Here is a 15,850-nt window from a genome sequence, read left to right as displayed (position 1 = left end):
CCAATGGTGACGCTCACGCACGATGAGCGCGCCTGATGATCGGAGCAGATCATGAATAACAACAACAATGAAAAACGCCTTAGCAGCATCGAAACAAACGGGGTCGAACAGATCCCGGATCATGAGCGTGACGCCCGGCCCAGCGACCTGTTTCGCTTGATCTTCGGCGGCGCCAATACCTTTGCCACGGCTGTGCTCGGCAGTTTCCCGGTGCTGTTCGGTCTGTCTTTTCAGGCTGGCGTCTGGGCGATTGTGCTGGGTGTGGTGGTCGGTGCACTGATCCTCGCGCCGATGGGCCTGTTCGGCCCGCTCAACGGCACCAATAACGCCGTGTCTTCCGGTGCGCACTTCGGCGTGCATGGGCGGATCGTTGGTTCCTTCCTGTCGTTGTTGACCGCTATCGCGTTCTTTTCGCTCTCGGTGTGGAGTTCGGGCGATGCATTGGTTGGCGGCGCCAAACGCCTGCTCGACCTGCCGGAAACCGACCTCACGCTCGGCCTCGCCTACGGGCTGTTCGCGCTGCTGGTGCTGACGGTTTGCATCTACGGCTTTCGCTTCATGTTGTGGGTCAACCGCATTGCGGTGTGGGCCGCGAGCCTGTTGTTCCTGCTCGGCATCTTCGCCTTTGCCCCCGCCTTCGACAGCCAGTACGCCGGCAGCGTGGCCATGGGTCAGGCCGGGTTCTGGGCGGCGTTCATCGGTGCGGCACTGGTGGCCATGAGCAACCCGATTTCCTTCGGTGCATTCCTCGGCGACTGGTCTCGCTACATTCCTCGCGAAACGCCGAAGGGTCGCATCATGCTGGCGGTGGTCGCCGCGCAACTGGCGACGCTCATCCCGTTCCTGTTCGGCCTGGCCACCGCAACCATCGTGGCGATCAAGGCGCCGGACTACATCGCGGCAAACAACTATGTAGGCGGTCTGCTGGCGGTGTCGCCGAGCTGGTTCTTCCTGCCGGTGTGCCTGATTGCTGTGATCGGCGGCATGTCCACCGGCACCACGTCGCTGTATGGCACCGGTCTGGACATGTCGAGCGTGTTCCCGCGGGTGCTCTCGCGGGTCAAGGCGACGTTACTGATCGGCGTGCTGTCGATTGCGTTCATCTTCATCGGACGCTTTGCGGCGAACCTGGTGCAGAGCGTGTCGACCTTCGCCGTGCTGATCATCACCTGCACCACGCCATGGATGGTGATCATGATCATCGGCCTGGTGGTGCGTCGCGGCTTCTACTGCCCGGATGACCTGCAAGTATTCACGCGCGGCGAGCAAGGCGGACGCTACTGGTTCACCCACGGCTGGAACTGGCGGGGCCTGGGCGCGTGGATTCCGAGCGCGGCCGTTGGTCTGTTCTTCGTCAATTTGCCGGGGCAGTTCGTCGGCCCACTGGGTGAGTTGGCGGGCGGCATCGACATCAGTTTGCCGGTGACCCTGGGGCTGGCCTCGGTGGTGTATCTGACGCTGCTGCGCCTGTTTCCGGAACCGGCGGCGGTTTACGGCCCGAAGGATGAACGCAGCCAATTTATGCCCCCCTCAGCGAAGCCCGAACTGGCCTGACACTTTTCCTCTGTGGGAGCGAGCCTGCTCGCGAAGACTTCGGCACATCCAGCATGGATGTCACTGACAGATCGCCTTCGCGAGCAGGCTCGCTCCCACAAAGGGCAGCTCCATCGAACCAATTTTGTTTCACCATAAAAAAGACAATCGGAGACACGCCATCATGGCTTTGGATTTATTCGTCGTCCTCATCTACGCCGCCGGCATGCTTTTGCTCGGCTATTTCGGTATGCGCAAGGCCAAGACCAACGAGGACTTTCTCGTTGCCGGTCGTAACCTGGGCCCGAGCCTGTACATGGGCACCATGGCCGCGACGGTGCTGGGTGGCGCGTCCACCGTTGGCACCGTGCGTCTGGGCTACGTGCACGGGATTTCCGGTTTCTGGCTTTGCGCGGCACTGGGTTGCGGCATCATTGCGCTGAACCTGTTCCTGGCCAAGCCGCTGCTGAAACTGAAGATCTACACCGTTACCCAGGTCCTGGAAAAACGCTACAACCCGATGGCCCGCTCGGCGAGCGCGGTGATCATGCTGGCCTATGCACTGATGATCGGCGTGACCTCGATCCTGGCGATCGGCACCGTGCTGCAAGTGCTGTTCGACCTGCCCTTCTGGGTCTCGGTGTTGCTCGGCGGTGGTGTAGTGGTGGTCTACTCGGCGATCGGCGGGATGTGGTCGCTGACCCTGACCGACATCGTCCAGTTCATCATCAAGACCGTGGGCCTGATGTTCATCCTGTTGCCGATCTGCCTGTACCGCGTCGGCGGTTGGGATGAGCTGGTGCTGAAACTGCCCGCCACCGCGTTCAACTTCACCAGCATCGGCTGGGACACGATCATCACCTACTTCATGATCTACTTCTTCGGCATACTGATCGGTCAGGACATCTGGCAACGGGTGTTCACCGTCAAGACTGCCAAAGTCGCCCAATACGCAGGCAGCATCGCGGGCGTCTACTGCGTCGTCTACGGTCTGGCCTGCGCCCTGATCGGCATGGCCGCTCATGTGCTGATCCCGGATCTGGACAACGTCAACAACGCGTTCGCCGCGATCGTCAAACTGTCGCTGCCGGACGGCATCCGAGGCCTTGTGATCGCTGCCGCACTGGCCGCCATGATGTCCACCGCCAGCGCCGGCCTCCTCGCCGCCGCCACCACGCTGACCGAAGACCTGCTGCCGAAACTGCGTGGCGGCAAGCCATCGAGCCTGCGCATCAACCGCCTGTTCACCCTGCTGACCGGTGTTGTCGTACTGGGCATCGCGCTGGTGGTAAACGACGTGATCAGCGCCCTGACCCTGGCGTACAACCTGTTGGTGGGCGGCATGCTGGTTCCGCTGATCGGTGCGATCTTCTGGAAACGCGCGACCACCTCCGGCGCCATCGCCAGCATGGGCCTGGGCTTTGCCACCGCGCTGCTGTTCATGTTCAAGGACGGTCTGGACGCCAACACCCCGATTTACTACAGCCTGGCTGTGGGTCTGGTGAGTTTTGTGGTGGTCAGCCTGCTGTCGCCGCGCCCTTCGACGGTGGCCAGCGCGATCTGAGTTCGATGTAACGACTGATGCTTTCTTCGACGGGTGTGGCGTCGGTTGCCACACCCGTTTTTTTCGTCTGGAGGAAAGTGCTGGTGAAGATTCGCTGCAGAGAGCTCAGCCACGCTCGATGATGGACGAATGGCTGCGGCAACAACCTTGATGCCTGCTGTAATCAGTCAAACAACAACGAAATATCTGCCATGAGAAGAGCTGCCGTACGTGCTGCCGTGCATCGATATATCCGCCGCCTGCTGGAGAACCGCGAATTCAACGACAACACCAGCCTGGCGCAGTTGGGATTAGAGAAAGCTGATATCGAGGACCTGATCTTTCATCTGGAAGATGAATTCGGCTTGACGGCTTTCACCGCCGAAGAAGATCACCTGCTCAAAACTGCGAAGACCGCAAATGACTTGAGCCGGTTTTTGCTGATGATCGGGCGGCATTGAAAACAAAAAATCGCAGCCTTCGGCAGCTCCTACACTTTTCTCTGTAGGAGCTGCCGAAGGCTGCGATCTCTTGATCTTGAGTCTATTGACCCTTCACATCAGGGACATTACCGCCGACGAGGTTGGCGCCGACGCTGTTCGTCGTCAGTGCGGATCGGTACCGGTTGCAGAGGCGGTTCGATCAAACCGAGGGCAACACCCAAATCATGCAGCCAGTTCTGAATTTTCTCTTTCATCGTCATGCCCCCTTCAGGGTAGTGCTGAGCGACCGGAATTCTGAGGCCGCTTCGCACTGATAATAGTCCGAAGTCCTACGCAATGCTCGGCCAAATCCGCAATGATCTGTTACTGAATTGAACAGAGTGCGCCATCGTTGGTTCAAGCCGTTTCCAGGGATTCAACCAAAGGTGCGGGATAGACAGCTTGCTGCACTTCTATCCACGCATTGAGATTGGCGCCGACCATGCCCCGACGCCACATGAGCCATGTTGTCGCACCCGCGAACGGCTCGGCCAACGGATGCACCGCGACGCTGTCGCGCCCCGGCAGGCTGGCCAGCATCGACTCCGACATCAGCGCCACCCCGCTGCCGGCAATCACGCAGGCGAGCATGCCTTGATAGGACTCGATCTCCATCGCCCGGCCCATTGCCGCGTGGGCATGAGCGAACCATGCCTCCAGTCGCATGCGATAGGAACAGCCGCGACGAAAGGTGAACACCGAGCGCCCTTCGACATCACTGGCACTGTGCACGGGCGGGTGATCGATCTCGGTGATCAGCACCAACCTTTCCTCGCACAGCGCCACGCCGTCGAGCCCGGCCAGTTGCAGCGGCCCGTCTACCAACGCCGCGTCGAGGCGCCCGGTGAGCAAACCTTCCAGTAACTCACCGCTCGGCGCCGACTGCACTTGCAGGTTCACCGCCGGATATTGCTTGTGATAGCGCGCCAGCAATGCCGGCAGATGGATGGCTGCGGTGCTGTACATCGTGCCCAGCACAAAATCCCCCGCCGGTTGCCCGCCCATCACCGCCGCGCTGGCCTGATCGCGCAGAGCGAACAGTTTGCCGGTGTAGTCCAGCAAGACTTTTCCCGCAGGTGATAGCTGCAAACGCTGACGCTCACGGACGAACAATTCGACGCCCATTTGCTCTTCAAGCTGCTTGAGCCGCGTCGAAAGGTTCGACGGGACTCGGTGCAGCCGTTCGGCGGCGCGGGTGATCGAACCTTCCTCGGCGACTGCCTGAAAAATCCGCAGTTGGCTGAACTCCACAACCTTTCTCCATAACAGAACAAGTTACTCACTATTATTCAATTTTAAAGAAAGTCAATCAGTCCTAGCCTGACGGTCATTGATCTTGCCAACGGAATCCAGACCATGTCACCGCTGATTCGCTTATCCGCCTGCTTCGTCGCCCTGATGATGGCCATGGGCATCGGGCGCTTCGCCCTCACCCCGCAAATGCCGCACCTGCTCAGCGAGGGGCAGTTTGACCTGACTGCCGCCGGTCTGATTGCCGCAGCCAATTACCTCGGCTACTTGCTCGGGGCGGTGGACGCGATGTTTGCCCATCGTGCGCAACAGGTGCAGCGGCGCCTGCACGGCGGCTTGTGGCTTTGTGTGCTGCTGACACTGGCGTCGTTCTGGGCGAATGGCTTCTGGGCACATCTGCTGCTGCGCTTCGGAACCGGTGTGGCGAGTGCCTGGGTGCTGGTGATGATTACCGCGCTGAGTCAGCCACTGGCGGTGGCAGCGGGTCGCCCACGGCTGGGAGCGCTGGTCTTTGCCGGGCCGGGTCTGGGGATTTTTCTGACAGGGTTGCTGGCACTGGTCTCACATCTGTTGAACCAGACGTCCGCGACGTTGTGGCTGATTTATGCCGCGGCCGCGCTGGTGATGATGTTGGGGGTCTGGCGACTCCTGCCACAACCGGTCGCCGCGAAGGCAACTGATGCAGCGGCCGTGAGTCCGGCGAATCGTGGGATTGGTCGTCTGGCGTTGATTTACGCGCTGTATGGCGTCGGCTACATCATTCCGGCCACGTTTCTGTCGCAAATGGCCAACGCGCAGTTTCACGGGCAATGGCAGGCCGATCTGTTCTGGCCGTGTTTCGGCCTCGGCGCCGCCATCGGCGTTTTACTGGTGAGCCTGCGTCGTCACGAACCGCACACCACGCGTCACTGGTTGATGGCGACGTTGTGGCTGCAAGCCGCCGGGGTGTTCGCCTGCTTGCTGGGCAGCGGCTGGGGGTTGGCGCTGGGCGTTATCTGCTGCGGGACGCCGTTCCTGGCCTGCATGCAACTGGTCATGCAACGCTCGCGGGAACTGGCGCCGCACGCCACCCAGCGTAATGCCGGCATGCTCACCGCCTGCTTCGCCGTTGGCCAGCTCAGCGGCCCATTACTGGCCGCGCTGAGCAGCCATTTCAGCGGTGGCTTGCAGCCAGCGTTGGTGATCGCCGGCAGTGGTTTGCTGATTGCCGGCGGTCTGGCGATGCTATCGACGGCTACTGGCCCAGCGCTTTGCGCAAACGCCGACGCAGCCACTGCTCGGCACTGACAAAAGTGATGCCGAGCAACACCAGCACCGCGCCGATGACGAAGTTCAGGCTCAGTTGTTCACCGAGCAGCAACACGCCGAAGGTGACGCCGAACAGCGGCGTCATGAACGAGAACACCGCGAGGTTGGCCGCCAGATAACGCCGCAGCAACCAGAACCACACCAGGTAGCTGAAGAACGACACCACCAGCCCTTGAAACAGCACGCTGGCCACCGCCACTGCGGTCAGGTTGACATGGCCGATCTGGCCGCTGAACAGTGCGATCAACAGCAGGCCGACGAAGCCGACGATCAACTGATAGAACAGGGTCAACGTCACCGGGGCTTCCGACAAGCGCGAGGCGCGCACCACCACCGTGGTCGCGCCCCAACAGGCACCGGCCAATACACCAAAGGCATCGCCCAATAACATGCGCCGATCGAGGTTGTCCCACGAAACACCACCGGCAAACGCAATCGCGATACCGATGAAGGCGAGCAAAATCCCCAGCCACTGCAACGGTCGCAAACGCTCACTGGCCAGTAGAAAATGCACGCCCAGCGCGGTGAAAATCGGCGCGGTGTAGAGGAACACCGACATGTGCGCTGCCGTGGTCAGTTGCAAGCCTTCGGAGATAAAGAAGAACTCCAGCCCGAACAGCGCACCGGCCAGCAAGCCGCCGCGCCAGGTGCTCCCGACCTGATCCCAACCGCCCTTCCAGCAGATCAGCAATCCGACCAGCAGCGCAGAAATCCCCGAGCGCCCCGCCGCTTGCATCACCGGTGCGATGTCAGGTGCAGCCCACTTGATCATCACCTGCTGCACGCCCCAGATCAGGCACAGACCGATCATCACCTGCAGCGCAAAACGGTCGGCATTGCGCCGCTCGACAATCACCGCAACACCTCGAACACAAACAACATGGCAGCCATCCATTGGTCAAAACAAAACCCCGGATCAATGTCCGGGGCGAAGAGTCGTGGCGTCGATTATTAACCAGTGCAACAGAAAAAGCCGTCTGGAAAAGACATTTAATTCCCTTGCTGCGTCAGTGGTGAATGGCTGTCGACTGCGACGCCAATCGCTGGTAAGCCAGCTCCCACAAGTTCGTGGCGCCTACCCTGTCTCGTGCTCGACACAAAACCCTGTGGGAGCTGGCTTGCCAGCGATGAGGTCAGATCAATCAACGCTGTTCAGGAGTATGACTTCACCCGCCGGGTCGCCAATAGGAAACCAACAGTACAAGCCACAGCAGTGGCAAACGTCCCCCACGCCCAATCAAGCAAAGTCACTTGCACCGACCATCCGCGCAATGTCGCCCAATTGGTCAGGTCATACGTGCCATACGCCACCAGTCCCAACAGTGCGCCCATCGTCGCTGCCTTTTGCCATCTCAGTGCCGGCAACACCACAAAAACCACGCAACCGAAAACATACAGGCAATAAAAAACCGCTGCCGGTAAGAGCAGCGGTTTTTCGAGCATCAACGGACCGAGCAGTTCGCGATAGCTCGGCGCCATCAGCAGGCCAAGCCATATCCCGTCGAGCAACAGAAACGTCACCAGCGTTGCAGAATAAGCAATCAGCGCTTTCTTCATCATACGACCCTCAATGTAGGCGTTGCCGCGCGCTTGGATCTTTTGACCTTCGTTCCAAAAAACAAGATCAACAGATCGCAGCCTTCAGCGGCTCCTACATGGGGCTGGTGCGCGATCAGCTTAGTTCAATGCGATCCGCATGAATGACGATCTTGCCTTCCTTGTACAGCGAACCGATCGCCTTCTTGAAGTTGCCCTTGCTGACACCGAACAGACTGCTGATCAATGCCGGATCGCTCTTGTCGCTGACCGGCAGGGTGCCGTCATTTTCGCGCAACTTGGTCAGAATCTTCGAGTTCAGGCTGCTCGCCGCTTCCTGACCAACCGGTTGCAGGCTCAGGCTGATCTTGCCGTCGGCGCGCACTTCCTTGATGAAGCCTTTTTCGCTCATGCCGGCGCGCATGAACTTGAAGATTTCGTTCTTGTGAATCAAACCCCAGTGCTTGTTGTTGATGATCGCCTTGAAGCCCATATCGGTAGCTTCGGCAACCAGCAGATCAACTTCCTGACCCGGGCTGTAGGTGGCCGGGGTTTTGTCGAGGTAACGATCCAGTCGCGCAGTGGCGGTGATGCGACGGGTGTGTTTGTCGAGGTAGACATGCACCACGCAATATTCGCCGGCAGTCATCTGACGCTTCTCTTCGGAATACGGCAGCAACAGATCCTTCGGCAAGCCCCAATCGAGGAACACACCGATGCTGTTGACTTCAACAACTTTCAAACTGGCGAATTCACCGACCTGAACTTTCGGTTTTTCAGTGGTAGCGAGAAGTTTGTCTTCGCTATCCAGATAAACAAATACGTTGAGCCAGTCTTCATCTTCGCTGGGAATATCTTTAGGGATATAACGGTTGGGCAAAAGAATTTCGCCGTCGGCACCGCCGTCCAGATATAAACCGAAGTTAGTGTGTTTAACCACTTGCAAACTGTTGTAGCGCCCGACTAAAGCCATTTCCAAAACCCTCATTGCGTGGGCGGCATTCTACCCGTTTTTACCGTGAACGTTCGCCGGCAAAACGGCGAGACCGGGAAAATCTGCGCAACGCCTTGATTCTCCTTGGTCGGGCACGCACGCGGTGCCACTCGTCAGACTGATTCGGTGCCCAGCGCAAGACCGCCACAGCACCGCAATGCACAGATGTTCTTAACTAAAACAGCAGGTTAGCGAAGTATTTCGGATATTTAACCGAGAATAATCCACCGTGAAGGTTGGTTATTCCGGGGGATATTTACCGAGCTATTGTCAAGTTATTCCTGTACGATGCCTGGCCGAGTTACTCTTCTACAGGTTAATGGCCGCCATGCGTGTAAAAGCATCCACCAGCAAAGCAAAGCCAGCCCCAGCCGTTGAAACAAGCGAATCGATCAACGATCAGATTGCTTTGTTCCTCAAGTCCGGCGGCGAGATCCAGCAAATTGCCAAAGGCGTCAGCGGCCAGACGTTCGGTCCGTCCAAGCAGATCAGCCTGGGCAAGAAGTAATCCCCGGTAATACACCCGTCCCTAGGCGCTTTGAGCTTCGAAGCGTCTGGACTGGCACCGCAAAATCCCCCTCCGCTTTAAAAAACACTTATCCATTCTTTGAAAATCGACGAACGGCCATCAATGCCGAGCATTCGCCGGTATCCTTGCACGCGTCTAGATCAAGCGTTTCAGCAGGCTAGCTGCCCTGCGCTCGCTGTACATGGAGTGACGCATGCGCACATCATCTTGTTTCTTACTCGCTGGCCTGCTGGCTTGTTCGACTGCGCACGCGCAGATTTTCCAGCGTGAACTCGGTGATTTCGACCTCAAACTGGGCACCACGCCCACGCGCAGCATGGCGCAAGGACTGGTCAAACCGGCGTCCACCGGCTCGTTTCATGGCGGACTCGACCTCAGCCACGACAGTGGCCTCTATATCGGCCAGTACGCACCGAGCATGGGCATCACGCCGGGCAAGAACCTCGAGATCGATTCCTACGTCGGCTTTAAACAACCTTTCGACGAAACCCTCGGCTACGAAGTGGGGATGATCCACTACAGCTATCCCAAAGTGGACACCCTCGACAGCCAGGAATTGTTCGGTGGTCTGACCCTGCTCGGCAGCCGATTCGGCATTGCCTTGAGCAACGATCCGGATAAACAGAACAACACGCTGTTTGCCGATCTGCGCGGCAATCAACCCTTCGGCATTGGTGTCAGCATGAAATACACCACCCACCAACTGAATTCGCCGGTCGCGGTGGACGGTGGTTACGTCAGCAGTTTTACCGATTGGTCGGTGAAATTGTCCCGGCCCTTCATGGGCGTCGACCTCGACCTGATCTACAGCAACTCCAGCCTCAGCGGCAGCGATTGCTCGGCCTATTCCGGGCACAACAGCGAATGCGATGGCCTCGTCACACTCAAGGCTGCACGCGCGTTCTATTGATTGGCTGAACTGCCGGGCTCATTCTGCGTTCACATGAGAATCAGACCCTACGGCTGGCCATCGCAAGGATTCGCCTATGTCTCGCTGGTTCAAACACATCGCTGCCTTGTTGATTTGCACCCTCGCCCTTGGCGCCTGTAGCCGCGTCGGCCTGGCGTATCGCAATCTCGACGTGATTATCCCGTGGACGCTCGGCGACTACCTGGACATGAACGGCGAGCAAAAGGGCTGGTTCAACGAGCGCCTCCAGGAACACCTGAGCTGGCACTGCACCACGCAATTGCCGGGGTATCTCGACTGGCTGGATCGTTTGCAAACGATGGTCGAAACCAATCAGGTCACTGACGAAGCGCTTCAGGCGCGCACCGTGGAAGCCAAAAACGCCATTGCCGAAACTGCGCGGGAGATCACCCCGTCAGCCATCGAACTTCTGCAAGGCCTGGACGATAAGCAGGTGGCGGAGATGAACGACGCGTTCGCCAAGGATCTGCGCAAACGCCAGCAGAATTACGTCAAACCGCCATTGGCCGAGCAGATCAAGGAACGTGGCGAGCGTATGGAGAAGCGTCTGAACGACTGGCTCGGACCACTAAGCCCGACACAAAAAGAGCGGGTATTGGCTTGGACTAACGCCTTGGGCGATCAGAACACCCAATGGATTGCCAACCGTGAGCATTGGCAGAAGCAGTTCAGCGCTGCGGTCGCACAGCGCAAAAGTCTCGAATTCCCACAACGTATCGAGACCCTGCTGATCAACCGCGAAAGTTTGTGGACGGCGGATTACCGCAAAGCCTACGCCAACACCGAGGCACAAGGACGAGCGCTGGCGGTCGACCTGATGGCCGAAAGTACGCCGCAGCAGCGTAAACGGTTGCTGAAGAAAATCGAGGGTGTGCGTAAAGATTTCAATGATCTGAAGTGCTTGAAGGCTGCACGAAATAATTAAGATCAATGTAAAACCAATGTGGGAGCGAGCCTGCTCGCGAAAGCGCTGTATCAAACACTTTGAGGGTGACTGACACTACGCATTCGCGAGCAGGCTCGCTCCCACAGGGATATGTGTGAAGTCAGGCTATCTGCGCTTTGGACGCCACTTCATCAAACGTCCCCTCTGCCAGTGCATCTTCCTGTTCATCCAGCACCTGACGCGGATGGTCATTCCCGGGAATGCTGCTGTCGATCAGGCTTAACAGGCTCGATCCCCGCGGAGTCAGACTGAAGTTATTGCCGGTGCTGCCTTCATCTTCGCCACGTGGCTCAATGTAACCGCGCAATAGCAGCAACCGCTCATATTCACAGGCCAGCGTTTTCAAGAGATCCAGATTCTCGATCGGCTCACCGGCGCTGGCTTTCGCTGCCGCGTAATCCTCCGCGTACGCCCGAGGGGCGAAACTATGGCCAGCGCTGTTCTGCACTTCATGCAGCAATCGCTCAATCAAATCCCAGTTATAAGTCGTCATCCTGATTCAACCTCCGGTGCGCGTGATTTAGGGCGCGTTCATAGGTTGTGACCCGGACGTGCCGCAGCCGTTCAGCCGCATTTTGCACGGCGACCGACCGGCGGTCTGTCGAATTCCCGGCGGGTTAAACGACTAGTCTGAAACAGACGGTTTCAACCCCGCAGGAGAAATCATCATGAACGTTGAGAATCATCCGGTGGTATCGCGCGAAGAATGGCTCGCCGCCCGTAAGCAGCACCTGGCTCATGAAAAAGCGTTCACCAAGGAACGCGACCGCCTCAGCGCTGAACGCCGGGCATTACCTTGGGTGAGAATTGACAAGGATTACCGCTTCCAGGGCCCCAACGGCGAACTGAAACTCGCCGACCTTTTCGGCACAAACAGCCAATTAGTGGTGTACCACTTCATGTTCGCCAAAGACTGGGAGGAAGGTTGTCAGGGTTGCTCGTTTTTGAGCGACCACATCGATGGTGCCAATCAGCATCTGGCCCATCACGACATTGCCGTGGTGGCTGTTTCCCATGCACCGTTCAACGAGTTTCAAGCCTTTAAACGGCGGATGGGCTGGAGGTTCGAATGGGTGTCGTCAGAAGGTTGCGACTTCAACTATGACTTCGGCGTTTGCGCGCGAGCTGAAGATGTCGCGGCTGGAAAGGCTACTTACAACTACGAAAAAACCGACAGTGCTGAGGAGGAAATGCCGGGGCTGAGTGTGTTTTATCGCAATGACAAAGGTGAGATTTTTCACACCTACTCAACGTATGCCCGAGGTCTGGACATGCTGGTTGGCGCTTACAACTACCTCGACCTCACGCCCAAGGGCAGGAATGAGGACGAGATCATGGAATGGGTGCGCCATCATGATCGGTATGAAGGGGTAAACCGATCCAGTTGCTGCCACGCCAGTTAGTCTTTGATGCCGTGTCATCGCGATCGTGAGAAGCCTCGCTCCCATAAAGTCTGCGGAGGATTGATGGGAGCGAGACTGAACTTTTAACAGGCCAAAGCCCTCAACCGTTTAACCCGCCTTAACCGGAACTGAGGCCTGCTCCCATGAAAACCCTGATCAAGCTCACCCTCGCTGCCACCCTCGCCTGCGCCCTGCCCGTCTGGGCCTGCACGCCCGAAGAAGCCACGGCCAAACGTGAACAACTGGCCAAGGAAGTCACCCGGCTCACCGAACAGAATCCAGCCAAGGCCAAAGAGATCAATGCTGAATTGCAGAAGATGGACCTGGGCACGGCCAGTGCGGATTTGCCGGACAAGTGCCAGTTGATTGATCAGCGGTTGAAAGAGCTGAATTCGGCTGAGAAGAAAGCAGACAGCTAAAAGTCAAAAGATCGTCCGAACGCGGCCCGAGCCCTCGGCAGCTCCTACATGGGATTGATGGTCCACCTGTAGGAGCAGCCGAGGGCTCGGGCCGCGTTCGGACGATCTTTTGACCTCAAAAATGCATTAATGCATTTATTTTATTGCACAAATGCATACTCAGGCTAAGGTTACCTCCAGCAAGGAGATCGGAACGCGCCATCCAACATGGCAACCCTTACGCACCGATTGCTCAGCAACACCGCAACACACTCACAAGCTGGACGCTTGTTTTCACTCATGGAGGATTGAAAAATGTTAACCAATGAAGCGACCCGTTTTACCGCCGAGACCCTGCCAAGGTGTCTTATCGGCCACCTGATCGACCCGAAACTGGTCGACGTCGAAGCATCGGCGCAGCCCCGCGCACTCGCCGCAGGCAGCCTCAATTTCACGATGCAGAAGCAAACCCAGACCAACTGGTGCTGGGCGGCCGTTTCCGCTTCAGTCGGCAACTATTACGGCACCGGGTCGTGGACTCAGTGCGGTGTGGCCAGTTCGGAGCTGAACCGCAACTGCTGCAATCAGCCGGGGCCGTGCAACGTCTATGGCTACCTCGACACCGCCCTGCGCACCACGCGCAGTTATAACGGCATGAATCAGGGTTCGCTGCAGATGTCGGCCATTCAGAACCAGATCAACATGGGCCGCCCGGTCGGCCTGCGCTGTGCCTGGTACGGCGGTGGTGCCCACTTCCTGACGATCTACGGCACCAATGGCAACTACGTACTGGTCGCAGACTCGATCTACGGCTATTCGACCCGCGCGCTGAACACATTCCCCCGTTCATACAACGGCGGCGGCAACTGGACCAACACTTACTTCACCGTAAAAAACTAGGAGGGCGAGATCATGCAACTGACTTATCCAAAGGCGCCTTCCAACGGCGTACAGACCTTGCGTCCGGCTCTGCAAGCCGCCCTGCAAACCCGAGGCTTTGGCGCTAACCGCCAATTCGCTAACGCCTCACCTGCGAAGATCAGCCTCAGTGAGGCCTGGCGCGGTTACTCGCTGAGTCTGGAGGATTTGAGCAACGACAAAGGCCTGCAAGACGCTCGGATGGGCGACTGGCATTACCTGGTCTTCGCCGATGGCGTAACGATTGCCGATGCGCAACTGGCCGAAGTACGCGGCCACGTCGAGTTTGCCTCGTTGAACCACGGGACACTCGCCGCCGCTGCCATCGGTGCGCTGAAACTGGCGGAGCAGTCGCCGCCATTGCAGGGCAAAACCGTGGAACCGCGACTGCTGTTCGTCTCGGCACTGCACGTTGTGGCGATCTGGCTGCACGCGGACGGTGAAGATCTGCTGATTCCGATTGAGCCGACGCCCAAGGAACTGGCGACAACCGGGTTGTACAGCGAGGCCGCGCTGCTCGCGTTGCTGAAACCGGCCGCTGACAAGGCAAAGCAACGTTTTGATGCCGACACCAGCGGTCTGCTCGGGAGCTGACAAATCCCGGCCATAAAAAAACCCGGACACTGTCCGGGTTTTTTATGCGCCTGAAACGACTTACTCAGCCGCTGGCTCTGCCGGTTTGCGGCGCTTGAGCGGCGCCATGCCGTCGCTGCTCACCAGAGCATCTGGCTTGGGACGGTTGACGCTCTTGCGCTTGGTCGGCGTCTTGGCGGCAGTTTTCTTCTTGTCGCCCTTGCCGTCGGTTTTTTTCTTCTTCACGCCAACGGCTTTGCCCGAGGCCTTGACCTTCTTCGGTCCGCCGTAGGTGCCTTTGACTTCCTTGATGGTGCGGCGCTCGAAGCTCTGCTTCAGATAGCGCTCGATGCTCGACATCAGGTTCCAGTCGCCGTGGCAGATCAGCGAGATCGCCAGACCGTCGTTACCGGCACGGCCGGTACGACCGATACGGTGCACGTATTCGTCGCCGCTGCGTGGCATGTCGAAGTTGATCACCATGTCCAGGCCATCAACGTCCAGACCACGGGCCGCAACGTCGGTAGCCACCAGAATCTTCACACCGCCCTGCTTCAGACGGTCGATCGCCAGTTTGCGATCCTTCTGGTCTTTCTCGCCGTGCAGCACGAACGCTTTGTATTCCTGAGCCACGAGACGGCCGTAAATGCGGTCGGCCATGGCGCGGGTGTTGGTGAATACGATGGCTTTCTGATAGGTCTCGTTGGCCAACAGCCAGTTCACAATCTGTTCTTTGTGCTGGTTGTGGTCAGCTGTGATCACCTGCTGACGGGTGGTCGAATTCAGCTGGCTGACCGCGTTGAGCTGCAAGTGCTCAGGGTTGTTCAGCACCTTGGCGATCATCTCGCGCAGGCCCGAACCACCGGTGGTGGCGGAGAACAGCATGGTTTGCTGACGGTTCGGGCATTCGTCGACCAGACGTTGCACGTCTTCGGAGAAACCCATGTCGAGCATACGGTCGGCTTCGTCGAGCACCAGCACTTCGACTTCCTTGAGGTCGAGGTTGCCGGCGTTCAGTTGCTCGATCATCCGGCCCGGGGTGCCGATCAGGATGTCCGGCACCTTGCGCAGCATGGCGGCCTGGACCTTGAAGTCTTCACCACCGGTGATCAGGCCGGACTTGATGAACGTGAACTGCGCAAAGCGTTCAACTTCCTTCAAGGTCTGCTGGGCCAGTTCGCGGGTCGGCAGCAGGATCAGGGTCTTGATGCTGACGCGAACCTTGGCCGGGCCGATCAGGCGATTGAGGATCGGCAGGACAAAAGCGGCCGTCTTGCCGCTACCGGTTTGCGCAGTCACCCGCAAATCACGCCCTTGGAGCGCCAGCGGAATGGCCGCGGCTTGCACAGGCGTTGGCTCGACAAATTTCAGCTCGGCCACAGCTTTTAGCAGGCGTTCGTGCAGGGCGAATTGGGAAAACACGGGTGCTACCTCGAAGATATGCAAAAAAACAGCTGCATAGGTTACCGGTTTCGAGCGCTCAGGCCGAGTTTCTTTATACAAAC

18 protein-coding genes are annotated in these 15,850 nt (G+C 58.3%); 11 read left to right on the top strand and 7 right to left on the bottom strand.

Annotation, left to right across the window (positions count from 1 at the left end):
* Positions 1–51: 51 nt before the first annotated feature.
* The 3 genes from H8B20_RS01855 (at position 52) to H8B20_RS01845 (ending at position 3,537) form a co-directional block, all read left to right on the top strand.
* Positions 52–1,554, top strand: a complete 1,503-nt coding sequence (locus H8B20_RS01855) for a purine-cytosine permease family protein (protein ID WP_042558143.1) — start codon at positions 52–54, stop codon at positions 1,552–1,554.
* A gap of 163 nt (positions 1,555–1,717) precedes the next feature.
* On the top strand, positions 1,718–3,097 hold the full coding sequence (locus tag H8B20_RS01850) for a sodium:solute symporter family protein (RefSeq protein WP_210622203.1): 1,380 nt from the start codon (positions 1,718–1,720) through the stop codon (positions 3,095–3,097).
* A 191-nt stretch (positions 3,098–3,288) separates the two neighbouring features.
* A complete protein-coding gene (locus H8B20_RS01845) occupies positions 3,289–3,537 on the top strand; it encodes a phosphopantetheine-containing protein (protein ID WP_042558141.1) in 249 nt (82 codons plus the stop codon).
* 107 nt (positions 3,538–3,644) lie between these two features.
* Here the strand turns inward: H8B20_RS01845 and H8B20_RS28045 are convergent, their stop codons facing one another.
* On the bottom strand, positions 3,645–3,773 hold the full coding sequence (locus H8B20_RS28045) for a PA1414 family protein (RefSeq protein ID WP_003184145.1): 129 nt from the start codon (positions 3,771–3,773) through the stop codon (positions 3,645–3,647).
* A 142-nt stretch (positions 3,774–3,915) separates the two neighbouring features.
* Complete coding sequence (ptrR, locus tag H8B20_RS01840; RefSeq protein ID WP_042558140.1) at positions 3,916–4,809, bottom strand: putrescine utilization regulator PtrR; 894 nt, start codon at positions 4,807–4,809, stop codon at positions 3,916–3,918.
* Positions 4,810–4,914: 105 nt separating this feature from the next.
* Here ptrR and H8B20_RS01835 point away from each other — a divergent pair, with 105 nt between their 5' ends.
* The gene (locus tag H8B20_RS01835; protein WP_210622202.1) at positions 4,915–6,096 is read left to right on the top strand and encodes an MFS transporter; all 1,182 of its coding nucleotides are present in this window, start codon (positions 4,915–4,917) and stop codon (positions 6,094–6,096) included.
* Here the strand turns inward: H8B20_RS01835 and H8B20_RS01830 are convergent.
* The 3 genes from H8B20_RS01830 to H8B20_RS01820 all read right to left on the bottom strand — a co-directional run bounded on the left by H8B20_RS01830 (position 6,044) and on the right by H8B20_RS01820 (position 8,626).
* Entirely contained in the window at positions 6,044–6,928 is an 885-nt protein-coding gene (locus H8B20_RS01830; protein WP_228732634.1) for a DMT family transporter, read from the bottom strand. The two genes, H8B20_RS01835 and H8B20_RS01830, sit on opposite strands and share 53 nt — an antisense overlap.
* A 341-nt stretch (positions 6,929–7,269) precedes the next feature.
* Positions 7,270–7,674, bottom strand: coding sequence for a DUF2177 family protein (locus tag H8B20_RS01825; protein WP_210622514.1), 405 nt, complete (start codon positions 7,672–7,674; stop codon positions 7,270–7,272).
* 115 nt (positions 7,675–7,789) lie between these two features.
* Positions 7,790–8,626 carry a CvfB family protein gene (locus H8B20_RS01820; protein WP_042558137.1) on the bottom strand — a complete coding sequence of 279 codons (837 nt, stop codon included), beginning with the start codon at positions 8,624–8,626 and terminating at the stop codon, positions 7,790–7,792.
* Positions 8,627–8,966: 340 nt separating this feature from the next.
* Here H8B20_RS01820 and H8B20_RS01815 point away from each other — a divergent pair, with 340 nt between their 5' ends.
* The 3 genes from H8B20_RS01815 to H8B20_RS01805 all read left to right on the top strand — a co-directional run bounded on the left by H8B20_RS01815 (position 8,967) and on the right by H8B20_RS01805 (position 11,032).
* On the top strand, positions 8,967–9,155 hold the full coding sequence (locus H8B20_RS01815) for a hypothetical protein (RefSeq protein WP_181818528.1): 189 nt from the start codon (positions 8,967–8,969) through the stop codon (positions 9,153–9,155).
* 214 nt (positions 9,156–9,369) lie between these two features.
* Positions 9,370–10,086, top strand: coding sequence for a TorF family putative porin (locus H8B20_RS01810; RefSeq protein ID WP_210622201.1), 717 nt, complete (start codon positions 9,370–9,372; stop codon positions 10,084–10,086).
* 76 nt (positions 10,087–10,162) lie between these two features.
* A complete protein-coding gene (locus H8B20_RS01805) occupies positions 10,163–11,032 on the top strand; it encodes a DUF6279 family lipoprotein (RefSeq protein WP_210622200.1) in 870 nt (289 codons plus the stop codon).
* 121 nt (positions 11,033–11,153) lie between these two features.
* Here H8B20_RS01805 and H8B20_RS01800 read toward each other — a convergent pair whose 3' ends face one another.
* Positions 11,154–11,546 (bottom strand): transcriptional regulator, encoded by a 393-nt coding sequence (locus H8B20_RS01800; protein ID WP_210622199.1) that lies wholly within the window; start codon positions 11,544–11,546, stop codon positions 11,154–11,156.
* A gap of 175 nt (positions 11,547–11,721) precedes the next feature.
* Between H8B20_RS01800 and H8B20_RS01795 the strand changes: the two genes are divergently transcribed.
* The 4 genes from H8B20_RS01795 (at position 11,722) to H8B20_RS01780 (ending at position 14,366) form a co-directional block, all read left to right on the top strand.
* On the top strand, positions 11,722–12,456 hold the full coding sequence (locus H8B20_RS01795) for a DUF899 domain-containing protein (RefSeq protein WP_210622198.1): 735 nt from the start codon (positions 11,722–11,724) through the stop codon (positions 12,454–12,456).
* Between the two features lie 143 nt (positions 12,457–12,599).
* Positions 12,600–12,875: a hypothetical protein gene (locus H8B20_RS01790; RefSeq protein WP_042558132.1), complete on the top strand. Its 276-nt coding sequence runs from the start codon at positions 12,600–12,602 to the stop codon at positions 12,873–12,875.
* A 294-nt stretch (positions 12,876–13,169) separates the two neighbouring features.
* Positions 13,170–13,754, top strand: a complete 585-nt coding sequence (locus H8B20_RS01785) for a papain-like cysteine protease family protein (RefSeq protein ID WP_210622197.1) — start codon at positions 13,170–13,172, stop codon at positions 13,752–13,754.
* A gap of 12 nt (positions 13,755–13,766) precedes the next feature.
* On the top strand, positions 13,767–14,366 hold the full coding sequence (locus tag H8B20_RS01780) for a hypothetical protein (RefSeq protein WP_210622196.1): 600 nt from the start codon (positions 13,767–13,769) through the stop codon (positions 14,364–14,366).
* A 60-nt stretch (positions 14,367–14,426) separates the two neighbouring features.
* On the opposite strand, the gene H8B20_RS01775 is transcribed toward H8B20_RS01780, so the two are convergent.
* A complete protein-coding gene (locus H8B20_RS01775; protein WP_042558129.1) occupies positions 14,427–15,767 on the bottom strand; it encodes a DEAD/DEAH box helicase in 1,341 nt (446 codons plus the stop codon).
* Between the last annotated feature and the right edge of the window lie 83 nt (positions 15,768–15,850).

Origin of the sequence: Pseudomonas sp. P42 (assembly GCF_017973755.1) — a bacterium.
GTDB lineage: Bacteria > Pseudomonadota > Gammaproteobacteria > Pseudomonadales > Pseudomonadaceae > Aquipseudomonas > Aquipseudomonas iridis.
This window is presented reverse-complemented; position numbering and strand designations above follow the sequence as displayed.

Excerpts from the sequence above, each read along its gene's own strand:
- H8B20_RS01855 (WP_042558143.1), top strand. The coding sequence starts at position 52 with ATGAATAACAACAACAATGAAAAACGCCTTAGCAGCATCGAAACAAAC.
- H8B20_RS01850 (WP_210622203.1), top strand. The coding sequence starts at position 1,718 with ATGGCTTTGGATTTATTCGTCGTCCTCATCTACGCCGCCGGCATGCTT.
- H8B20_RS01845 (WP_042558141.1), top strand. The coding sequence starts at position 3,289 with ATGAGAAGAGCTGCCGTACGTGCTGCCGTGCATCGATATATCCGCCGC.
- H8B20_RS28045 (WP_003184145.1), bottom strand. The coding sequence starts at position 3,773 with ATGAAAGAGAAAATTCAGAACTGGCTGCATGATTTGGGTGTTGCCCTC.
- H8B20_RS01835 (WP_210622202.1), top strand. The coding sequence starts at position 4,915 with ATGTCACCGCTGATTCGCTTATCCGCCTGCTTCGTCGCCCTGATGATG.
- H8B20_RS01830 (WP_228732634.1), bottom strand. The coding sequence starts at position 6,928 with ATGATCGGTCTGTGCCTGATCTGGGGCGTGCAGCAGGTGATGATCAAG.
- H8B20_RS01825 (WP_210622514.1), bottom strand. The coding sequence starts at position 7,674 with ATGAAGAAAGCGCTGATTGCTTATTCTGCAACGCTGGTGACGTTTCTG.
- H8B20_RS01820 (WP_042558137.1), bottom strand. The coding sequence starts at position 8,626 with ATGGCTTTAGTCGGGCGCTACAACAGTTTGCAAGTGGTTAAACACACT.
- H8B20_RS01815 (WP_181818528.1), top strand. The coding sequence starts at position 8,967 with ATGGCCGCCATGCGTGTAAAAGCATCCACCAGCAAAGCAAAGCCAGCC.
- H8B20_RS01810 (WP_210622201.1), top strand. The coding sequence starts at position 9,370 with ATGCGCACATCATCTTGTTTCTTACTCGCTGGCCTGCTGGCTTGTTCG.
- H8B20_RS01805 (WP_210622200.1), top strand. The coding sequence starts at position 10,163 with ATGTCTCGCTGGTTCAAACACATCGCTGCCTTGTTGATTTGCACCCTC.
- H8B20_RS01800 (WP_210622199.1), bottom strand. The coding sequence starts at position 11,546 with ATGACGACTTATAACTGGGATTTGATTGAGCGATTGCTGCATGAAGTG.
- H8B20_RS01795 (WP_210622198.1), top strand. The coding sequence starts at position 11,722 with ATGAACGTTGAGAATCATCCGGTGGTATCGCGCGAAGAATGGCTCGCC.
- H8B20_RS01790 (WP_042558132.1), top strand. The coding sequence starts at position 12,600 with ATGAAAACCCTGATCAAGCTCACCCTCGCTGCCACCCTCGCCTGCGCC.
- H8B20_RS01785 (WP_210622197.1), top strand. The coding sequence starts at position 13,170 with ATGTTAACCAATGAAGCGACCCGTTTTACCGCCGAGACCCTGCCAAGG.
- H8B20_RS01780 (WP_210622196.1), top strand. The coding sequence starts at position 13,767 with ATGCAACTGACTTATCCAAAGGCGCCTTCCAACGGCGTACAGACCTTG.